This window comes from Streptomyces sp. ISL-96, from assembly GCF_018614035.1.
Classification (GTDB): Bacteria; Actinomycetota; Actinomycetes; order Streptomycetales; family Streptomycetaceae; genus Streptomyces.
The window spans coordinates 161,816-179,290 of record NZ_JAGGPA010000012.1 but is presented as its reverse complement, the minus strand read 5'-3'; the positions used below and the strand labels follow the sequence as shown (position 1 = coordinate 179,290).

Genomic DNA, 17,475 nt, shown 5'->3' with positions numbered 1-17,475 from the left:
GGGGGGGGGGGCGCGGGGGGCGGGGGGTGAGGGAGCCGAATGACGTGCTGGCAGTCACGATTCCCCCTTGCGGCGCCGCCCATGGCCATGGATCAGGCACAGAACGTAGCTGCGGGCATCGGGTGCCGGGCGCCGGGTCTGGCCGACACGGCGGGCCCGGGTGGACGTGTCCCCCGTTCGGCCGCGTCCCGGCCGCGGCGCGGTGACCTTCGTTGTCAGTGGCCGGTGCAAGACTGAGATGCAGGTCACACCGGACGAGAGGATGAGGTGATCGGCATGGCCGGCGCACCGAGCATTTACCCGACGGTTCTTTACAAGGACGCCAAGGCCGCCATCAGGTTGCTGAAGGAGGCTTTCGGCTTCCGGGAGGTGGCTCTCTACGAGAGTGAGAGCGGTTACGTCGAGCATGCGGAGCTGGCGCACGGCAATGGCGCGGTGATGGTGGGGTCGCACGGGCGGGAGGGCGTCTTCGCCAAGGCGATGGCGAATGCGGGGCCGGTGGGCGTGTACGTGGTGGTCGCGGACGTGGACGCGCATCATGCGCGGGCGGTCGAACACGGGGTGGAGATTCTGATGCCGCCGACGGATCAGGAGTATGGCTCGCGTGACTACATGGCGCGGGACGCCGAGGGCAACATCTGGAGCTTCGGGACGTACGCCCCGGCGATCGGCGGCTGACGGGGCGCGGCGGGTGCTAGACCCCGCCCGTGTGGACCTGGAACGCGGCTCGGCGTACCGCCTTCGCCAGGGCCGGGTCCGGGTGGGCCGCGGCCAGGGCGACCAGGACCTGGACCGTGCGGGGGTGGCCGATGGCGCGGACCTCGTCCAGCAGGGCGGGCACGGTGGATTGCACTGCCGCGTCCAGGTGGCGTACCAGCAGCTGCGTCTCACCGTGGTCGGCCACGGCCGCGGCCGTGTCCACCCACAGCCACGTCGACTCCTCACGGGTGAGGACCTCGTGCGCGTCCTCGGGGTCGGCGCCCTCGTACTCCGCCAGCCACAGCAGGGCGTACGGACGCAGCGAGCTGTCGTCGGCGGCGGCCCGTACGCCGGACTCCGCGGGCGCGCCGACCACCCGCAGCGCCTCGAAGGCGAGTCCGCGCAGCAGCGCGTCCTCGCCGCGGGCGGCTTCGAGGAGCTCGGTCACGGCGCTGGAGACGGTACGGGCGGCGAGCCAGGCACGGTACTCGGCGCGGGCCGGGCCCGGCGTCAGGCGGGCGCAGCCGCGCAGCATGTCCTCGGCGGACTGTTCGATGTTCCCCGCCGGGCTCTGCGCCGCGACGCAGATCTGCTCCAGCTTGACCCACACCGCCCAGTTGCCGAGCGCGGTGAGCGTGGCGAGTCCGGGCGTAAGGGTCAGGGCGCCTACGGCCGCCTGGCCTTCCAGGGCCCAGTCCAGGAGGGGGAGGAGAGGGACGGCGGGGGCAGGGGACGGCTCGGGGAGCGGCTCGGGGCCGTACGGGACCTCGCAGCGCTCTTCGCGCAGCTCGGCGACACGCTGTTCGAGCAGGTCGAGCAGGGCCGGCACCTGGACGGGACCGGCCGAGAGCTGGAGGAGGGAGAGCACTTGGGGGACGGCCTCCACGACCTCCGCGACGGAGGTGGCGGTGACGCCGTCGGGCGCGGGGTGGACGATCGACCAGGCGTCGAAGAGCGCGACCCAGCCGCGCAGAACGGCCGCGTCGTCACGGTCCCAGGCGCGCAGCCGCCAGCCGGGGCGGGTGCGGTCGCCGTGGAGTTCGATCAGGCCGGCGAGCCTGGCCCTGTCCCAGGCCGCGCGGATCTGGGACGGGGTCAAGTCCAAGTCCGCCGAGGCCTGTTGGACGGCCGCGTCGCAGAGCGCGCCGTCCCGGCCGGGTTCGACGTGGGACTTTCCGCCGCGCGGGGACGGTGAGGCCCAGCGTGCCACCCGTACGGCGTCGGCGAGCACGGCCCTGGCCTGACGGGCCAGTTCCGCGGGGGGCGGGGTGCCCTCGGGAGGCCTGGGGGCCGGGCGGGTACGCCGGTTCGTCACGGCCTGGCGTCCGCCCTGAGAAGTCAGGGGGAGGGAGGCGGCGAGGGGTCGCGGGCGGACAAGTCGGAGCCTGGAGTCGCGCGGAGTACGGGACGTCACGGGGAGCAGTCTCGCCGCTGACGCCCCGAAAGCCCAAACGGAATCGAACTTGCCGCTCATGGACGTCCCGTGGCCGGAACTTTTCCCCACCGGACGGGCCGGACATTCCGGGAAGAGCTGGGGGTTTGGGCTACATCAAGGGGGTCAGGAAGCGGCGCAGGACCTCTTCGTACGTGGCCGGGGAAGCGTTCCACATGGCCGCGTGCGGGGCGTTCGGCACGGGGTGGAGGGTGACCAGGTCCGGCCGCAGCTCGGCCAGCTGCCGCGAGGGTTGCCACGGGGCCACGGTGTCGTCGGGGCCGTGGAAGACCAGCGTGGGGATGCGCAGCCCTTCGGGCCCGGCCGCTTCGCGCAGGCGGTCGCCGTGCACTCCCGTGCGGCCCTGGACCGCCCTGACCGCGAGCGGCAGCAGTGCGCGCGGGGTGCGGCGGGCGACGGCCAGGGCCCGCACCGTGGCTTCCCAGTCGAGGACCGGGGAGTCGAGTACGAGGCCGCTGATCAGGTCGCGGAGCGGGGAGTGCGTCGCGGCGTGCACGGCCATGGCCCCGCCGGTGGACCAGCCGTGCAGGATGACGCGCTCGGCGCCGCGGCGGACGGCGTAGCGGATGGCGGCGTCCACGTCACGCCACTCCGAGTCGCCGAGGTGGCCGAGGCCGTCCGGTGGCCTGGGGGCGCCGGTGTCGCCCCGGTAGGCGAGGCCGAGGACCGGGAGGTGGTGGGAGCGCAGGAAGGGCATGACGTTCATGGGGTGTTCCCGCGTGGTGCCGAGGCCGTGCACGGTGATCACCCAGGTGCTGCGGACGCCCGGCAGGAACCAGGCGGGCAGCGCGCCGAGTTCGCCGGGGACCTCCACGTCGGCGTGGTCGATGCCGAGTGCGGTGCGCGGATCGCCGACGTACAGCTGCGGGGTGAGCCGCACCCTGGCGCCGGCGGCGAGTGCGCCGTGGCTGACGCGTTCCAGGCGGCGTACGACGGTGTCGGCCGTGTGCGGCGCGTCCTGGACGACGGGGCCGACGACCGCGTGGACGCCGGGGCCTTCGATGCCGTACATGCCGGGGCGCAGGGACGCCAGGCAGCGGGTGAGGGTGATCTGTCCCGCCGCGGTGGCGTGCGCGGTGAGCCGGGGGTCGCCGGGCAGCGGCCGGCCGGCCGATGCCTTGAGCGCGGCGTCGCCGGCGTAACGGCCGAGCGCGACCGCTGCCGCACCGACGCCGATGAGTGTGGTGACGGCCGCTGCCGTCGCTGTAGCCGGGCGCACCGCTCCAGTGTCCGCATCCGCCGGACGCAAAGCCAGTGGGCGGGGCCGGACGTTTGGTGCCGGGATCAGCTTTGTGGCGGGACGTCAGCCTCGCCGGCGCCCCGCTGGCCGTAACCGCGCAGTTTCTCCTGTGCTTCGCGCAGCTGACCGTCGGAGAGCAGCGACGGTTCGCGCCCCGGAACCGAGCTCGCGGTGAGCCAGAGCCTGCACATCCATTCGAGCTGGGCGGTGCGGTCGTAGGCCTGGTCGAGGGTGTCTCCGTAGGTCACGGTGCCGTGGTTCCGCAACAGGCAGCCCGAGCGGTCGCGCAGGGCCAGGAGCATGTTCTCGGCCAACTCCTGCGATCCGTACGTCGCGTACGGGGCGGTGCGGACGGGGCCGCCGAGGGCCGCGGCCATGTAGTGCACGAGGGGCAGCTCGGGTACGAGGGTGGAGACGGCGGTGGCGTGTACGGCGTGGGTGTGGACCACCGCGCCGGCGCCGGTGCTGCGGTAGACCGCGAGGTGCATCGGCAGCTCGCTGGTGGGGGTGAGCTTGCCGAGGACCTGGTTCCCGTCGGGGTCGACGGCGACGGCGTCTTCCGGCCGCAGCCGGTCGTACGGGACTCCGCTCGGGGTGACGAGAACGAGTTCGCCGACCCGCACGGAGACATTGCCCGAGGTGCCGACCACCAGCCCTTCGCGCACTGTCCGGCGGGCCGTGGCCACCAGGTCGTCCCATGCCCGTTCGATCGCGTCCCGCACACCGCTTCGTGTCGCGTCCTGTATCTGCTCAGCCATGCGGCGATCCTGCCAGCCGGGGCGGCGCACCGTGCGGTGCGCAGATCGAGGGGCATTTACGGATCTCCCCCTGGCCTGGGGAGCACCGCTCTGACAGTGACGAGAATCTCTTCAGCGGGTCCACGGACCGGCTGAAGGGGTTCGCGTGGGCTGAGAGGGCCGCCGATTGCCCGGTTCGCTGCCGTTCTGGCCACAAACGGAATGGCGGCGAGCCTCTTCGGGTCACCACACCGCCCGACCCAGTTCACCTTCCGTTCACTCAGGTTGCCTACGTTCCACTTGCCACTGACGTCAAACGATTGCCTGGGTAAATGGAACACATCACCTTGCTGCTCGCGATTGTGATCGTGACAGCTCTAGTGTTCGATTTCACGAACGGTTTCCACGACACCGCGAACGCGATGGCGACCACCATCTCGACCGGTGCTCTGAAGCCCAAGACGGCGGTGGCCATGTCCGCCGTGCTCAACCTGGTCGGCGCGTTCCTGTCGGTGGAGGTCGCCAAGACGATCTCCAGCGGCATCGTCACCGAAGCAGGCATCACTCCAGAGGTCATCTTCGCGGCGCTGGTCGGCGCGATCCTCTGGAACCTCATGACCTGGCTGATCGGTCTGCCGTCCAGCTCCTCGCATGCCCTCATGGGCGGACTGATCGGCGCCACCATCGCCTCGGTCGGCATCAGCGGCGTCAACGGCGGCACCGTGGTCACCAAGGTGCTCATCCCCGCGATCGCCGCCCCGCTGGTCGCCGGCCTCGCCGCGTACCTCGCCTCGCGCCTGACGTACCGGATCGGCCGGAACGCTGACCCGAAGGCCACCAAGAAGGGCTACCGCGCCGGCCAGATCACCTCGGCCGGCCTGGTCTCCCTGGCCCACGGCACCAACGACGCTCAGAAGACCATGGGCATCATCACGCTGGCGCTCGTCGCCGGCGGTGTCCTGTCCCCCGGCTCGAACCCCCCGATGTGGGTCATCCTCTCCGCCGGTCTCGCGATCGCGATGGGCACCTACCTCGGCGGCTGGCGCATCATCCGCACCATGGGCAAGGGCCTCACCGACCTCCAGCCGCAGCAGGGCTTCGCCGCCCAGACCAGTGCGGCCGCGGTCATCCTGTCCTCGTCGAACCTCGGCTTCTCGCTGTCGACCACGCACTCCTGCTCCGGCGCCGTGATGGGCGCGGGCCTCGGCCGCAAGGGCGGCGTGGTTCGCTGGTCCACCGCCACCCGGATGTTCGTCGCGTGGGGTCTGACGCTGCCGGCCGCAGGCCTGGTCGCCGCAGGCTCGGAGCTCGTCACCAGGCAGGGCGACTGGGGTGTCGCGGCCGTCGCGGCCTTCCTGATCGGCTCCTGCATCGCGATCTGGTTCATCTCCCGCCGCCAGGTGGTCGACCACACCAACGTCAACGACGTGGACGTGGATGCCGAGCCCGCGGGTGTCGTGACCACCGCCATGGCCGCCGTCAGCGTGCCGCCCACGGCCGGTGCCATCGCCGCCGAAGAATTCAAAGCCACCATCCCGGCCCCGGCCGGCAGCTCCGCCGAGCCGGTCAGCCCGGCCGCGGTGTAAGGACAGGGACACAGCAGTATGAAGATCGACTGGGCAGCTCTCGGCTCCGTATTCGGCGTGAGCCTCGTGGTCACCGTCGCACTGGTTGGCCTGTTCACCCTGGGCATCCTCGGCCTCTCCAAGCAGGAGAGCGCCGCCGCGCAGGGCGGCGGCTCCGCCGTCCTGGCCCGCACCGGCGCGTACGCCTGCTTCGCGCTGTGCGCGGCGGCCGTGACGTACGGGATCTATCTGATCGTCGTCTGACGCGCCGCCCTCACTCCGGGCAAACCGTCACAGAGACCGCTCCGCCACCGGCCCTCGACAGCCGGTGGCGGGGCGGTCTCTGTGTGCCTCAGCACACTCTCCCGTCGCAGGTCAACGGCAAGTTGACGGCGTTCGCGGAGCGTGGTGGACTGCCGGAGCCGAATACGGCGGCACGAGAGGAAGTCCGGTGCGAATCCGGCGCGGTCCCGCCACTGTGACCGGGGAAGACGAAGAGGTCCCCGGGAGCCAGGAACTCTCACCGCCGGTCACGTCGAACCAGGGCGCGGACCCTGAGTGAGGACATACCGCCATGCCCGGCTGCCGTTCAGTCAGTCCTGTCAGCCCTGACATCCCTATGTGTACGACGCGTTCGCTTCGAGGCGCATCGGTCTGCTGAGCCATGCGTGCCGATCGCATCTTCGCGTACGGCGCCACCGCCGGCCTGATCGGCGACCTCGTTCTCGGTGATCCTCGCCGTGGGCATCCGGTCGCCGCGTTCGGGCGGGCCGCGGGCGCCGTCGAGTCCCTGCTGTGGCGTGACCACCGCGGGTGGGGCGCGGCGCACACCCTGGTGTGCGCCGGAGGCGCCGCCGGAGCCGCCGCGCTCGCTTCCCGTGCCGTACGCCGCTCCCCCGCCGCCGCGCTCGCCCTGACCGCCGCCGCTACCTGGGCCGTGGTCGGAGGTACGTCGCTGGGCCGCGAGGCCCGGGCCGTGGGCGGCGCCCTGGAGGCCGGGGACATCGAGGTCGCCCGCGAACGCCTCCCCCACCTGTGCGGGCGCGACCCGCAGGCGCTGGACGCCCAGCAGATCGCCCGCGCCGTCGTCGAGTCCGTCGCCGAGAACACCTCGGACGCGGTGGTCGGCGCGCTGGTGTGGGGCGCTTTGGGTGGTGTGCCGGGGCTCGTGGCCTTCCGCGCCATCAACACACTTGACGCCATGGTGGGGCACAAATCAGCCAAATACCGCCGCTACGGCTGGGCTTCGGCACGCCTCGACGACGTGGCCGGCTGGCCCGGGGCGCGGCTGACGGCTGCCCTGGCGGTCGTCGCCGGCGGAGACCCCCAAGGTGCGGTGCGGGCCTGGCGTACGGATGCGGACAAGCACCCGAGCCCCAACGCGGGCCCCGTGGAAGCCTCCTTCGCGGGCGCGCTCGGCGTACGGCTCGGCGGGACGCTCTCCTACGCGGGCCGGGTCGAGCACCGGCCCGTGCTCAACGCCGCCGGGCGGCCCGTCGGCGTACCGGACATCGAGCGGGCGGCACGGCTGTCGCGGCGCGTCGGGGTGCTGGCCCTGGCGACCGCTGTGGCGGGGCGGCTGGCTTTCGGCGCGGCGGTGCGGCGCGCCGCACGTAGTGACATACGTACTGGGAAGGGGCGCGCGTGAGCGGTTCATTGGGGGGCGGTCTGCTCGTCGCGGGGACCACGTCCGACGCGGGCAAGAGCGTCGTGACGGCCGGGATCTGCCGGTGGCTCGTACGCAAGGGTGTGAAGGTCGCGCCGTTCAAGGCGCAGAACATGTCGCTCAATTCGTTCGTTACGCGCGAAGGCGCGGAAATCGGGCGGGCGCAGGCCATGCAGGCGCAGGCCGCGCGGGTCGAACCGACGGCGCTCATGAATCCCGTGCTGCTCAAGCCGGGCAGTGACCGCAGCAGCCAAGTGGTGCTGATGGGGAAGCCGGTGGGCGAGATGAGTGCGCGCGGCTACCACGGGGGGCGGCAGGAAGCGTTGCTCGGGACGGTGACGGACTGTCTGCGGGAGTTGCGGGGCACGTATGACGCCGTGATCTGTGAGGGGGCGGGCAGTCCGGCCGAGATCAATCTGCGGCGTACCGACATCGTGAACATGGGGATCGCGCGAGCGGCCCGGTTCCCGGTGATCGTCGTCGGCGACATCGACCGGGGTGGGGTCTTCGCTTCGTTCTTCGGTACGACGGCGCTGCTGAGCCGGGAGGACCAGGAGTTGGTGGCCGGCTATCTGGTCAACAAATTCCGGGGTGATGTGTCGCTCCTTGAGCCCGGACTCGACATGCTGGAGGGACTGACGGGGCGGCGTACGTACGGCGTGCTGCCCTTCGCGCACGGTCTCGGCATCGACGAGGAGGACGGGCTGCGGGTCTCGCTGCGGGGCGCCGTACGGGAGTCCGTGGTCGCGCCGCCCGTCGGGGACGACGTGCTGCGGGTGGCCGTGTGCGCCGTGCCGCTCATGTCGAACTTCACGGATGTGGACGCGCTCGCCGCCGAACCGGGGGTCGTTGTCCGGTTCGTGGACCGGGCCGAGGAGCTGGTCGACGCCGATCTCGTCATCGTGCCGGGGACACGCGGGACCGTGAAGGCCCTGGAGTGGCTGCGCGAGCGCGGGCTGGCGGACGCGCTGGCGCGGCGGGCGGCGGAAGGCCGTCCCGTGCTGGGCATCTGCGGCGGCTTCCAGTTGCTGGGCGAGCGCATCGAGGACGACGTCGAGTCGAGGGCGGGGGCGGTGGAAGGGCTCGGGCTGCTGCCGGTGCGGGTCCGGTTCGCCGTCGAGAAGACTCTGGCGCGGCCGGTCGGCAGCGCGCTGGGCGAGCCCGTCGAGGGGTACGAGATCCACCACGGGGTCGCCGAGGTGCTGGGGGGCGAGGCGTTCTTGGACGGGTGCCGGGTGGGGCCGGTCTGGGGGACTCACTGGCACGGGTCGCTGGAGAGCGACGCGTTCCGGCGGGCCTTTTTGCGCGAGGTCGCGGCTGCGGCGGGGCGCCGCTTCGTACCGGCACCGGACACCTCCTTCGAGGCGCTGCGCGAGGAGCAGCTCGACCGCCTCGGTGACCTCATCGAAGAACACGCGGATACGGATGCGCTGCTGCGGCTCATTGAGTCGGGCGCGCCGTCAGGACTTCCCTTCATCGCACCTGGAGCGCCCGCATGAGCACTGAGAACACCGTGCTGTTGTTGTCCACCGCCGATACGGATCTGCTGGCGGCCCGCGCCTCCGGCGGCCCGTACCGGATCGGCAACCCGACCCGTATCGACGCGGCCGCGGAACTGCCCGCGCTGATCGAGGGCGCGTCGGTCGCCGTCGTGCGGCTGCTCGGCGGCAAGCGCGCCTGGGAGGACGGGCTCGCTGTCCTGAAGGCCTCGGGAATACCGACCGTCCTGCTGGGCGGCGAGACCGTGCCCGACGCGGAGCTGATGGCCGAGTCCTCGGTGCCGGCGGGTGTGGTCGCGGAGGCGCTGCGCTATCTCGTCGAGGGCGGCCCCGGGAACCTCGTCGAGCTGGCGCGCTTCCTGTCCGACACCGTGCTGCTGACGGGTGTCGGTTTCGCCGAGCCGCAGAAGATGCCCGAGTGGGGCGTGCACGGGTCGCGTCAGTACGACGATCGTCGTCCTACGGTCGGCGTGCTGTTCTACCGGGCGCACGAGCTGTCCGGGAACACGTCCTTCGTCGACGTCCTGTGCGACCAGATCGAGGCGCAGGGCGCCAACGCCCTTCCGGTCTTCTGCGGTTCGCTGCGCAGCGCCGAGGCGGAGCTCTACCAGGAGCTCGGCAAGGCCGACGCGCTGATCGCGACGGTCCTCGCGGCGGGCGGCACGCGCGCCAGTGACGCGTCAGCGGGCGGTGACGACGAGGCGTGGGACATCGGTGCGCTCGCGGACCTCGACGTACCCGTGCTGCAGGGGCTGTGTCTTACGTCGTCGCGCGCTGCCTGGGACGCGTCCGATGCGGCGCTTTCGCCGATGGACGCGGCGATGCAGGTGGCCATTCCCGAGTTCGACGGGCGGCTCATCACCGTTCCCTTCTCCTTCAAGGAGCAGGGTGAAGGTGACGTTCCCGTGTACGTCGCCGATCCCGAGCGTGCCGCGCGGGTCGCCGGTATCGCCGTACGGCATGCCAGGCTGGCCCACAAGCCGAACAAGGACAAGCGCCTCGCGCTCGTCTTCACGGCGTACCCGACGAAGCATTCGCGGGTGGGCAACGCGGTGGGTCTCGATACGCCTGCTTCCGCGATCCGGGTGCTTGATGCCCTGCGCGACGCGGGGTACGCGGTGGAGGGCCACCCCGACAACGGCGACGAGCTGATCCACCGGCTCATCAACGCCGGTGGTCATGATGTGGAGTGGCTGACCGAGGAGCAGCTCGCGGCTGCCCCTGCTCGGGTGCCGCTCGCCGACTACCAGGCGTGGTTCGACAAGCTGGAGCCCGGACTCAGGGACGGGATGCTGGAGCACTGGGGTGAGGCGCCCGGGCAGCTGTACGTCGACGGCGACGAGATCGTGCTGGCGTCGCTGCAGTTCGGGAACGTCGTCGTGATGATCCAGCCGCCGCGCGGCTTCGGCGAGAACCCGATCGCGATCTACCACGATCCTGATATGCCGCCGTCGCACCACTACATGGCGGCGTACCGGTGGCTGGAGAATTCGTTTGGTGCCGACGCGATCGTGCACATGGGCAAGCACGGGACGATGGAGTGGCTGCCGGGGAAGGGGCTCGGTCTCTCGGCCGGGTGTGGGCCCGATGCCGTGCTGGGTGAGCTGCCGCTGATCTACCCGTTCATCGTGAACGACCCGGGCGAGGGCACGCAGGCCAAGCGGCGCGGGCACGCGACGGTGGTCGATCACCTGGTGCCGCCGATGGCGCGTGCGGACACGTACGGGGACCTGGCGAAGCTTGAGCAGCTGCTGGACGAGTACGCCCTGGTGAGCGACCTCGACCCGGCAAAGGCGCCTGCGGTGCGGGCGCAGATCTGGACGCTGGTGACGGCGGCGCAGCTGCACCACGATCTGCACCTCGACGAGCAGCCGACCGATGACGACTTCGATGAATTCGTCATGCACATCGACGGCTACCTGTGCGAGATCAAGGACGTTCAGATCCGGGACGGCCTGCATGTGCTGGGCGGCGGTCCGGAGGCCGAGGCCCGGGTCAATCTGGTGCTGGCCGTGCTGCGGGCCTCACAGGTGTGGGGCGGAAAGGCCAACGCCCTGCCGGGGCTGCGGGCGTGCCTCGCGGAGCACTTCGGGCTGGTCGAGAAGGAGCTGCTGGGCGAGCCCGGTGCGCCGGTGAAGGTCGCGGACGGGCTTACGGCGCTGGTGGAGGGTCCGGCGCGTACGGGCGCTGACGCGGTGGACCTGCTGGAGCAGCTGTGCCGGCGGCTCGCAGAGGGCATGGAGGAGCGGCGCTGGGACGCCAGGGAAGCGGCCGGGCTGGTGGGTGAAGTGGTCGGCGTCGAGGTTCCGGACGCTGTGGCTGTGCTGCGGTTCGCGTGCGAGGAAGTCGTGCCGAGGCTCGCGCGTACCACGGATGAGATCTCCAACATCCTGCACGCGCTGGACGGTGGCTATGTGCCGGCGGGGCCGTCGGGGTCGCCGACACGTGGCCTGGTGAATGTGCTGCCGACCGGGCGCAACTTCTACTCGGTGGACCCGAAGGCGATTCCGTCGCGGCTTTCGTGGGAGGTCGGCCAGGCGCTCGCGGACTCGCTGGTGGCGCGGTATCTGACGGATACGGGCGACTATCCGAAGTCCGTGGGACTCACGGTCTGGGGTACGTCCGCGATGCGCACCCAGGGCGACGACATCGCGGAGATCCTGGCGTTGCTGGGCTGCCGGCCGGTGTGGGACGACGCGTCGCGGCGGGTCACGGGGTTCGAGATCGTGCCGCTGGATGAGCTGGGGCGGCCGCGTATTGACGTGACGGTACGGATCTCCGGGTTCTTCCGGGATGCGTTCCCGCATGTGGTGGGGCTCATTGATGACGCGGTGCGGGCGGTCGCGGAGCTGGACGAGCCGGGTGACAGGAATTTCGTGCGGGCGCACGCGGACGCGGACACCGCCGAGCACGGGGACCGGCGGCGGGCCACGGCTCGTATCTTCGGCTCGAAGCCCGGGGCTTATGGGGCGGGGCTGCTGCCGCTGATCGATGCGCGGAACTGGCGCAGCGACGCGGACCTGGCGGAGGTGTACGCGGTGTGGGGCGGTTACGCGTATGGGCGGGGGCTGGAGGGGAAGGCCGCGCGCGGGGACATGGAGACGGCGTTCCGGCGGATCGCTGTGGCCGCGAAGAATGTCGATACGCGGGAACACGATCTCGTCGATGCGGATGACTACTTCCAGTACCACGGTGGCATGGTCGCCATGGTGCGGCATCTGACGGGTGCGTCGCCTGAGGCGTATGTGGGTGACAGTGCGACGCCTGACCAGGTGAAGACCCGGACGCTGGGCGAGGAGACGCATCGCGTTTTCCGGGCTCGGGTGGTCAATCCGCGGTGGATGGCGGCGATGCGGAGGCACGGGTACAAGGGTGCGTTCGAGATGGCGGCCACGGTGGATTACCTCTTTGGGTACGACGCGACTGCCGGGGTCGTCGACGACTGGATGTACGAGAAGCTCAGCTCCGAGTACGTCTTTGATCAGGAGAACCGGGACTTCATGAAGAAGTCCAACCCCTGGGCGCTGCGGGGTATTACGGAGCGGCTGCTTGAGGCGGCTGAGCGAGGGCTTTGGGCGGAGCCGGAGGCGGAGACGCTGGAGCGGCTTCGGGCTACGTATCTGGAGCTTGAGGGCGATCTGGAGGGGGACGCGTGAGGGCGGCGCCTGCGGCGGGCTTCTTTCCCCACCCCGCCCCTTCCCGACCCTGGGGCTCCGCCCCAGACCCCGGTCCTCAAACGCCGGACGGGCTGGATTTTCGCCCGTACAGGCTGAGTTGCACGCCGCTTGATGTGGAGGCTTCCTCGTGAGTACCCCCTACCCCTTCACCGCCATCGTCGGAATGGACGACCTGCGGCTCGGGCTGCTGCTGAACGCCGTCTCGCCCGCCGTCGGCGGTGTGCTCGTTCGTGGTGAGAAGGGGACCGCTAAGAGCACCGCCGTGCGTGCGCTTTCGGCGCTGTTGCCCGAGGTGGCGGTAGTCGCCGGGTGCCGGTTCTCCTGTGACCCGGGCTCCCCCGACCCCGCGTGTCCCGACGGGCCGCACGAGGTCGCAGAAATAGGGGCGGCGCAAAGCGCCTCGGACAAGGGTGGTGGCGGGCGACGGGCGGGAGTGTCGCGGGCCGCGCGGATGGTTGAGCTGCCGGTCGGCGCGTCCGAGGACCGGCTTGTCGGTGCGCTCGACATCGAGCGGGCGCTGGCCGAGGGTGTGAAGGCATTCGAGCCGGGGCTGCTGGCCGACGCTCATCGCGGGATTCTGTACGTCGATGAAGTGAATTTGCTGCATGACCACTTGGTCGACCTGCTGCTGGACGCGGCCGCCATGGGTGCGTCGTACGTCGAGCGCGAAGGCGTCTCCGTGCGGCACGCCGCGCGGTTCCTGCTCGTCGGGACCATGAACCCCGAAGAGGGCGAGCTGCGGCCGCAGTTGCTCGACCGGTTCGGGCTGACCGTGGAGGTGGCCGCCTCCCGGGAGACCGATCAGCGGGTCGAGGTCGTACGGCGCAGGCTCGCGTACGACGACGACCCTGCCGCGTTCGCCGCGAAGTGGGCCGGTGAAGAGGCCGCACTGCGCGCGCGGATCGTCACCGCGCGGGCGCTGCTGCCCGAAGTACGGCTCGGGGACGGTGCGTTGCGGCAGATCGCCGCCACCTGTGCGGCCTTCGAGGTCGACGGGATGCGGGCCGACATCGTGATGGCCCGGACTGCTACCGCGCTGGCCGCCTGGGCCGGGCGCAGCGACGTACTCGCCGAAGACGTACGGCAGGCCGCGCTGCTCGCGCTTCCGCACCGGCGCCGGCGCAATCCGTTCGACGCGCCGGGGCTGGACGAGGACAAGCTCGACGACACGCTGGAGCAGAACAGCGGGGCGGAGGATGAGGATCCCGATCCTGATCCGGACGGGCCTGGTGGGGGTGGGCAGCCGCCGCAGGGCGATGGCGACGGCGACGGGTCGTCCGACTCGCCGGACCAGCCCGGTGACGCCGAGCCCGAGGCCGGTGAGGGGCAGCAGGCTCCCGCCGGGTCCGGTGGTGAGCAGGCGGCGGCCAGGTCCGGTGAGCCGTTCCGTACGAAGATGCTGAGTGTGCCCGGGCTTGGGGAGGGGGCGGCCGGCCGTCGGTCCCGTGCGCGTACCGAGCACGGTCGTACGACCGGGGCCCGTCGGCCGCAGGGGGCGCTCACCAAGTTGCACCTCGCGGCGACCGTGCAGGCCGCCGCGCCTCATCAGCGGGCGCGGGGGCGCAGTGGGCGTGGGCTGGTGGTGCGGCGGGACGATCTGCGGCAGGCGACACGGGAGGGGCGCGAGGGGAACCTCGTGCTGTTCGTCGTGGACGCGTCCGGGTCGATGGCCGCGCGGCAGCGGATGAGCGCGGTGAAGGGCGCTGTGCTGTCGCTGCTGCTCGACGCGTATCAGCGGCGGGACAAGGTCGGGCTGGTGACCTTTCGGGGCAAGGACGCGGAGCTTGTGCTTCCGCCCACGTCGTCCGTGGACGCGGCGGCGGTTCGGTTGGAGACGCTGCCTACGGGTGGGCGTACACCGCTGTCCGCCGGGCTGCTGAAGGCGCATGACGTGCTGCGGGTGGAGAAGATGCGGGATCCGTCGCGGCGTCCGTTGGTGGTGGTCGTTACCGATGGGCGGGCTACCGGTGGGCCGGAGCCGCTGGCGCTCGCGGCGCGTGCGGCCCGGCTGCACGCGGTGGAGGGTGTCGCCTCGGTGGTCGTGGACTGCGAGTCCGGTCCTGTGCGGCTCGGACTGGCTGGGGATCTGGCCCGGGAGCTGGGCGGTACGGCCGTCTCGCTCGACGAGCTGCGGGCCGACAGCATCGCCGGGCTCGTCAAGGACGTACAGGGAATCAACAACAGGAGGGCAGCCTAATGCCGCAGGGACAGCCGAGCGTCGTACCGGAAGACGGTCTCACCACGCGCCAGCGCCGCAATCGGCCGCTTGTCGTGGTGCATACGGGGATCGGGAAGGGCAAGTCGACCGCGGCCTTCGGGCTCGCGCTGCGGGCCTGGAATCAGGGGTGGCCGATCGGGGTGTTCCAGTTCGTCAAGTCGGCGAAGTGGAAGGTCGGCGAGGAGAACGCGCTGAAGGTGCTGGGCGCGAGCGGCGAGGGCGGGTCCGTCGCCTGGCACAAGATGGGCGAGGGCTGGTCCTGGGTGCAGCGCGACGCGCAGCTCGACAACGAGGCGGCGGCGCGCGAGGGGTGGGAGCAGGTCAAGCGGGACCTGGCCGCCGAGACGTACAAGCTTTATGTGCTGGACGAGTTTGCTTACCCCATGCACTGGGGGTGGGTGGATGTCGACGAGGTCGTGCAGGTGCTGCGGGACCGGCCGGGAACGCAGCATGTGGTGATCACTGGGCGAAACGCTCCGGCGAAGTTGGTTGAGGCCGCTGATCTGGTGACCGATATGTCCAAGATAAAGCACCCGATGGACGCGGGCCAGAAGGGGCAACGGGGCATCGAGTGGTAGCACGTCTCGTCATTGCGGCGCCGTCGTCGGGGAGTGGGAAGACCACTGTCGCGACGGGGCTGATGGCTGCCTTCGCGGGGGCCGGGCTCGCTGTTTCGCCGCACAAGGTGGGGCCGGATTACATCGATCCTGGGTATCACTCGTTGGCCACGGGGCGGGCTGGGCGGAATCTGGATGCGTATTTGTGCGGTCCGGAGTTGATCGCGCCGCTGTTCGCGCACGGGGCGGCCGGGTGTGACCTCGCCGTCGTCGAGGGCGTGATGGGGATGTACGACGGGGCTTCCGGGCAGGGGGAGCTGGCCTCTACCGCGCAGGTCGCGAAGCTGCTGCGGGCGCCGGTTTTGCTGGTGGTCGACGCGTCCTCGCAGTCGCGGTCGGTGGCGGCGCTGGTGCACGGGTTCGCGTCCTGGGATCCGGAGGTGCGGATCGGGGGCGTGATTCTGAACAAGGTGGGGTCCGCGCGGCACGAGGAGTTGCTGCGGGAGGCGCTGGACGCGTCCGGGGTGCCGGTGTTGGGGGCGTTGCGGCGTGAGCGGCAGGTGCGGACGCCTTCTCGGCACCTTGGGCTGGTGCCGGTTGCCGAGCGGCGGGGCGAGGCGGTTGAGGCGGTTGCCGCGCTGGCGGAGCAGGTGCGGGTGGGGTGTGACCTGGAGGCGGTCCTTGCTCTTGCTCGGAGTGCGCCGGAGCTTGGTGTGGGGGCGTGGGATCCGGTGCGGGCGGTCGCCTGCGGCGGGCTTCTTCCCCACCCCGCCACCGGTCCTCAAACGCCGGACCGGCTGAGTAAGCCTGTGGTTGCCGTCGCTTCCGGTGCCGCGTTTACGTTCTCCTACGCCGAGCACTCCGAGCTGCTCGCCGCCGCCGGCGCCGACGTCGTGCCGTTCGATCCGCTCCGGGACGAAGAGCTGCCCGAGGGGACCCGTGGGCTCGTCATCGGGGGCGGGTTTCCTGAGGTGTACGCCCCGGAGCTTTCCGGTAATGAGCCGTTGCGCAAGGCCGTTGCCGAGCTTGCGTTGTCCGGGGCGCCCGTTGCCGCCGAGTGTGCCGGGCTGCTCTATCTCTCGCGGTCACTCGACGGGCAGCCCATGTGCGGGGTGCTCGACGCCGAGGCGCGGATGTCGGAGCGGCTGACGCTCGGGTATCGCGAAGCCGTCGCCGTGTCGATGAGTTCGCTGGCCACCGTCGGGACCCGGCTGCGCGGGCACGAGTTTCACCGGACGGTGATCGAGCCCGGGGCGGGTGCGGCTCCCGCGTGGGGGATGCATCTGCCGGAGCGGCGGGTCGAAGGGTTCGTACAACAGGGTGTGCATGCGAGTTACCTGCATACCCACTGGGCTGCCGAGCCAGGCATGGCCATGAGATTTGTCGAGAGGTGTGCGGGATGAGCGGGACGACCGAGATGATCACAAAACTGACCGGTGTCGGCGTCGGGCCCGGGGATCCCGAGCTGGTGACCGTCAAGGGCGTCAATGCCCTGCGGGACGCCGCCGTTGTCGTCGTTCCCGTGATGGACAGTGGCGAGCGCGGGCGGGCCGAGGCGACCGTCCTGCACTACGTCGATGCCACAAAGGTGGTCAGGGTCGTCTTCGCGCTCAACGAGCGTGAGGACCGGGCGCGCCGCGAAGCCGCCTGGGACGCGGCCGGGGCGCGGGTCGCCGAACTGCTGCGGGAGCGCGGCTCGGTGGCTTTCGCGACGATCGGTGACCCCAACGTCTACTCGACGTTCACCTACCTCGCGCAGACGATCACGGAGCTGGTGCCGGGGACCGACGTCGTGACCGTGCCCGGTATCACCGCCATGCAGGATCTCGCCGCCCGCAGCGGGGCCGTACTGACGGAAGGGACCGAGCCGCTCACACTCGTGCCCGTGACCGCCGGGGCCGCTGTGCTCAAGCAGGCCCTGGAGGGTCCTGGGACGGTCGTGGCGTACAAGTTCGGGCGGCTGGCGGGCGAGGTCGCGACCGCGCTGCGCGAGACGGGGCGTACCGAGGACGCGGTGTGGGGGTCGGCGCTCGGGCTGGCCGAGGAATCGATTCGGCCCGCTGCTGAGCTTGAGGAGGAGGGCGTGTCGCTGCCGTACCTCTCCACCCTCATCGCGCCCGCGCGGCGCGACGGCGGTCGCGGGGGCAAGTTGTGAGCTGCTCAG

Annotated in this window: 13 protein-coding genes and 1 riboswitch; of the genes, 10 read left to right on the top strand and 3 right to left on the bottom strand. The window is 71.1% G+C overall.

The features are described from left to right. Window positions 1–276: 276 nt before the first annotated feature. A complete protein-coding gene (locus J7E96_RS09690; protein ID WP_215129514.1) occupies window positions 277–678 on the top strand; it encodes a VOC family protein in 402 nt (133 codons plus the stop codon). A 16-nt stretch (window positions 679–694) separates the two neighbouring features. On the opposite strand, the gene J7E96_RS09685 is transcribed toward J7E96_RS09690, so the two are convergent. The 3 genes from J7E96_RS09685 to J7E96_RS09675 all read right to left on the bottom strand — a co-directional run bounded on the left by J7E96_RS09685 (window position 695) and on the right by J7E96_RS09675 (window position 4,150). Continuing rightward, window positions 695–2,014: a hypothetical protein gene (locus tag J7E96_RS09685; RefSeq protein WP_308295893.1), complete on the bottom strand. Its 1,320-nt coding sequence runs from the start codon at window positions 2,012–2,014 to the stop codon at window positions 695–697. Window positions 2,015–2,243: 229 nt separating this feature from the next. Beyond that, on the bottom strand, window positions 2,244–3,371 hold the full coding sequence (locus tag J7E96_RS09680; protein ID WP_215129510.1) for an alpha/beta fold hydrolase: 1,128 nt from the start codon (window positions 3,369–3,371) through the stop codon (window positions 2,244–2,246). 65 nt (window positions 3,372–3,436) lie between these two features. Then, window positions 3,437–4,150 (bottom strand): class II aldolase/adducin family protein, encoded by a 714-nt coding sequence (locus J7E96_RS09675; protein ID WP_215129508.1) that lies wholly within the window; start codon window positions 4,148–4,150, stop codon window positions 3,437–3,439. A 311-nt stretch (window positions 4,151–4,461) separates the two neighbouring features. Between J7E96_RS09675 and J7E96_RS09670 the strand changes: the two genes are divergently transcribed. From J7E96_RS09670 to cobI, 9 genes are all read left to right on the top strand, one after another. Then, window positions 4,462–5,715 (top strand): inorganic phosphate transporter, encoded by a 1,254-nt coding sequence (locus tag J7E96_RS09670; RefSeq protein ID WP_215129506.1) that lies wholly within the window; start codon window positions 4,462–4,464, stop codon window positions 5,713–5,715. 18 nt (window positions 5,716–5,733) lie between these two features. Beyond that, the gene (locus tag J7E96_RS09665; protein ID WP_215129504.1) at window positions 5,734–5,958 is read left to right on the top strand and encodes a hypothetical protein; all 225 of its coding nucleotides are present in this window, start codon (window positions 5,734–5,736) and stop codon (window positions 5,956–5,958) included. Between the two features lie 175 nt (window positions 5,959–6,133). Continuing rightward, window positions 6,134–6,214: riboswitch (cobalamin riboswitch) on the top strand. Between the two features lie 144 nt (window positions 6,215–6,358). Next, window positions 6,359–7,342, top strand: a complete 984-nt coding sequence (locus J7E96_RS09660; protein ID WP_215129502.1) for a cobalamin biosynthesis protein — start codon at window positions 6,359–6,361, stop codon at window positions 7,340–7,342. A gap of 8 nt (window positions 7,343–7,350) precedes the next feature. Next, entirely contained in the window at window positions 7,351–8,859 is a 1,509-nt protein-coding gene (locus tag J7E96_RS09655; RefSeq protein WP_215129540.1) for a cobyric acid synthase, read from the top strand. Beyond that, window positions 8,856–12,515, top strand: a complete 3,660-nt coding sequence (gene cobN, locus J7E96_RS09650) for a cobaltochelatase subunit CobN (protein ID WP_215129500.1) — start codon at window positions 8,856–8,858, stop codon at window positions 12,513–12,515. The genes J7E96_RS09655 and cobN overlap by 4 nt, the downstream gene beginning before the upstream one ends. A 148-nt stretch (window positions 12,516–12,663) precedes the next feature. Next, window positions 12,664–14,733, top strand: coding sequence for a putative cobaltochelatase (locus J7E96_RS09645; RefSeq protein ID WP_215129498.1), 2,070 nt, complete (start codon window positions 12,664–12,666; stop codon window positions 14,731–14,733). Beyond that, window positions 14,733–15,332 (top strand): cob(I)yrinic acid a,c-diamide adenosyltransferase, encoded by a 600-nt coding sequence (gene cobO, locus J7E96_RS09640; RefSeq protein WP_215129496.1) that lies wholly within the window; start codon window positions 14,733–14,735, stop codon window positions 15,330–15,332. Before J7E96_RS09645 ends, cobO begins: the two co-directional genes overlap by 1 nt. After that, window positions 15,326–16,714 carry a cobyrinate a,c-diamide synthase gene (locus tag J7E96_RS09635; RefSeq protein WP_215129494.1) on the top strand — a complete coding sequence of 463 codons (1,389 nt, stop codon included), beginning with the start codon at window positions 15,326–15,328 and terminating at the stop codon, window positions 16,712–16,714. The genes cobO and J7E96_RS09635 overlap by 7 nt, the downstream gene beginning before the upstream one ends. A 14-nt stretch (window positions 16,715–16,728) precedes the next feature. Beyond that, window positions 16,729–17,466 (top strand): precorrin-2 C(20)-methyltransferase, encoded by a 738-nt coding sequence (gene cobI, locus J7E96_RS09630; RefSeq protein ID WP_215129539.1) that lies wholly within the window; start codon window positions 16,729–16,731, stop codon window positions 17,464–17,466. Window positions 17,467–17,475 lie beyond the last annotated feature (9 nt).

What these genes read in the sequence shown, in the direction of transcription:
- cobO (WP_215129496.1), top strand. Translation starts at nt 14,733, where the DNA reads ATGCCGCAGGGACAGCCGAGCGTCGTACCGGAAGACGGTCTCACCACG.
- J7E96_RS09690 (WP_215129514.1), top strand. Translation starts at nt 277, where the DNA reads ATGGCCGGCGCACCGAGCATTTACCCGACGGTTCTTTACAAGGACGCC.
- J7E96_RS09660 (WP_215129502.1), top strand. Translation starts at nt 6,359, where the DNA reads ATGCGTGCCGATCGCATCTTCGCGTACGGCGCCACCGCCGGCCTGATC.
- J7E96_RS09670 (WP_215129506.1), top strand. Translation starts at nt 4,462, where the DNA reads ATGGAACACATCACCTTGCTGCTCGCGATTGTGATCGTGACAGCTCTA.
- J7E96_RS09675 (WP_215129508.1), bottom strand. Translation starts at nt 4,150, where the DNA reads ATGGCTGAGCAGATACAGGACGCGACACGAAGCGGTGTGCGGGACGCG.
- cobI (WP_215129539.1), top strand. Translation starts at nt 16,729, where the DNA reads ATGATCACAAAACTGACCGGTGTCGGCGTCGGGCCCGGGGATCCCGAG.
- J7E96_RS09665 (WP_215129504.1), top strand. Translation starts at nt 5,734, where the DNA reads ATGAAGATCGACTGGGCAGCTCTCGGCTCCGTATTCGGCGTGAGCCTC.
- cobN (WP_215129500.1), top strand. Translation starts at nt 8,856, where the DNA reads ATGAGCACTGAGAACACCGTGCTGTTGTTGTCCACCGCCGATACGGAT.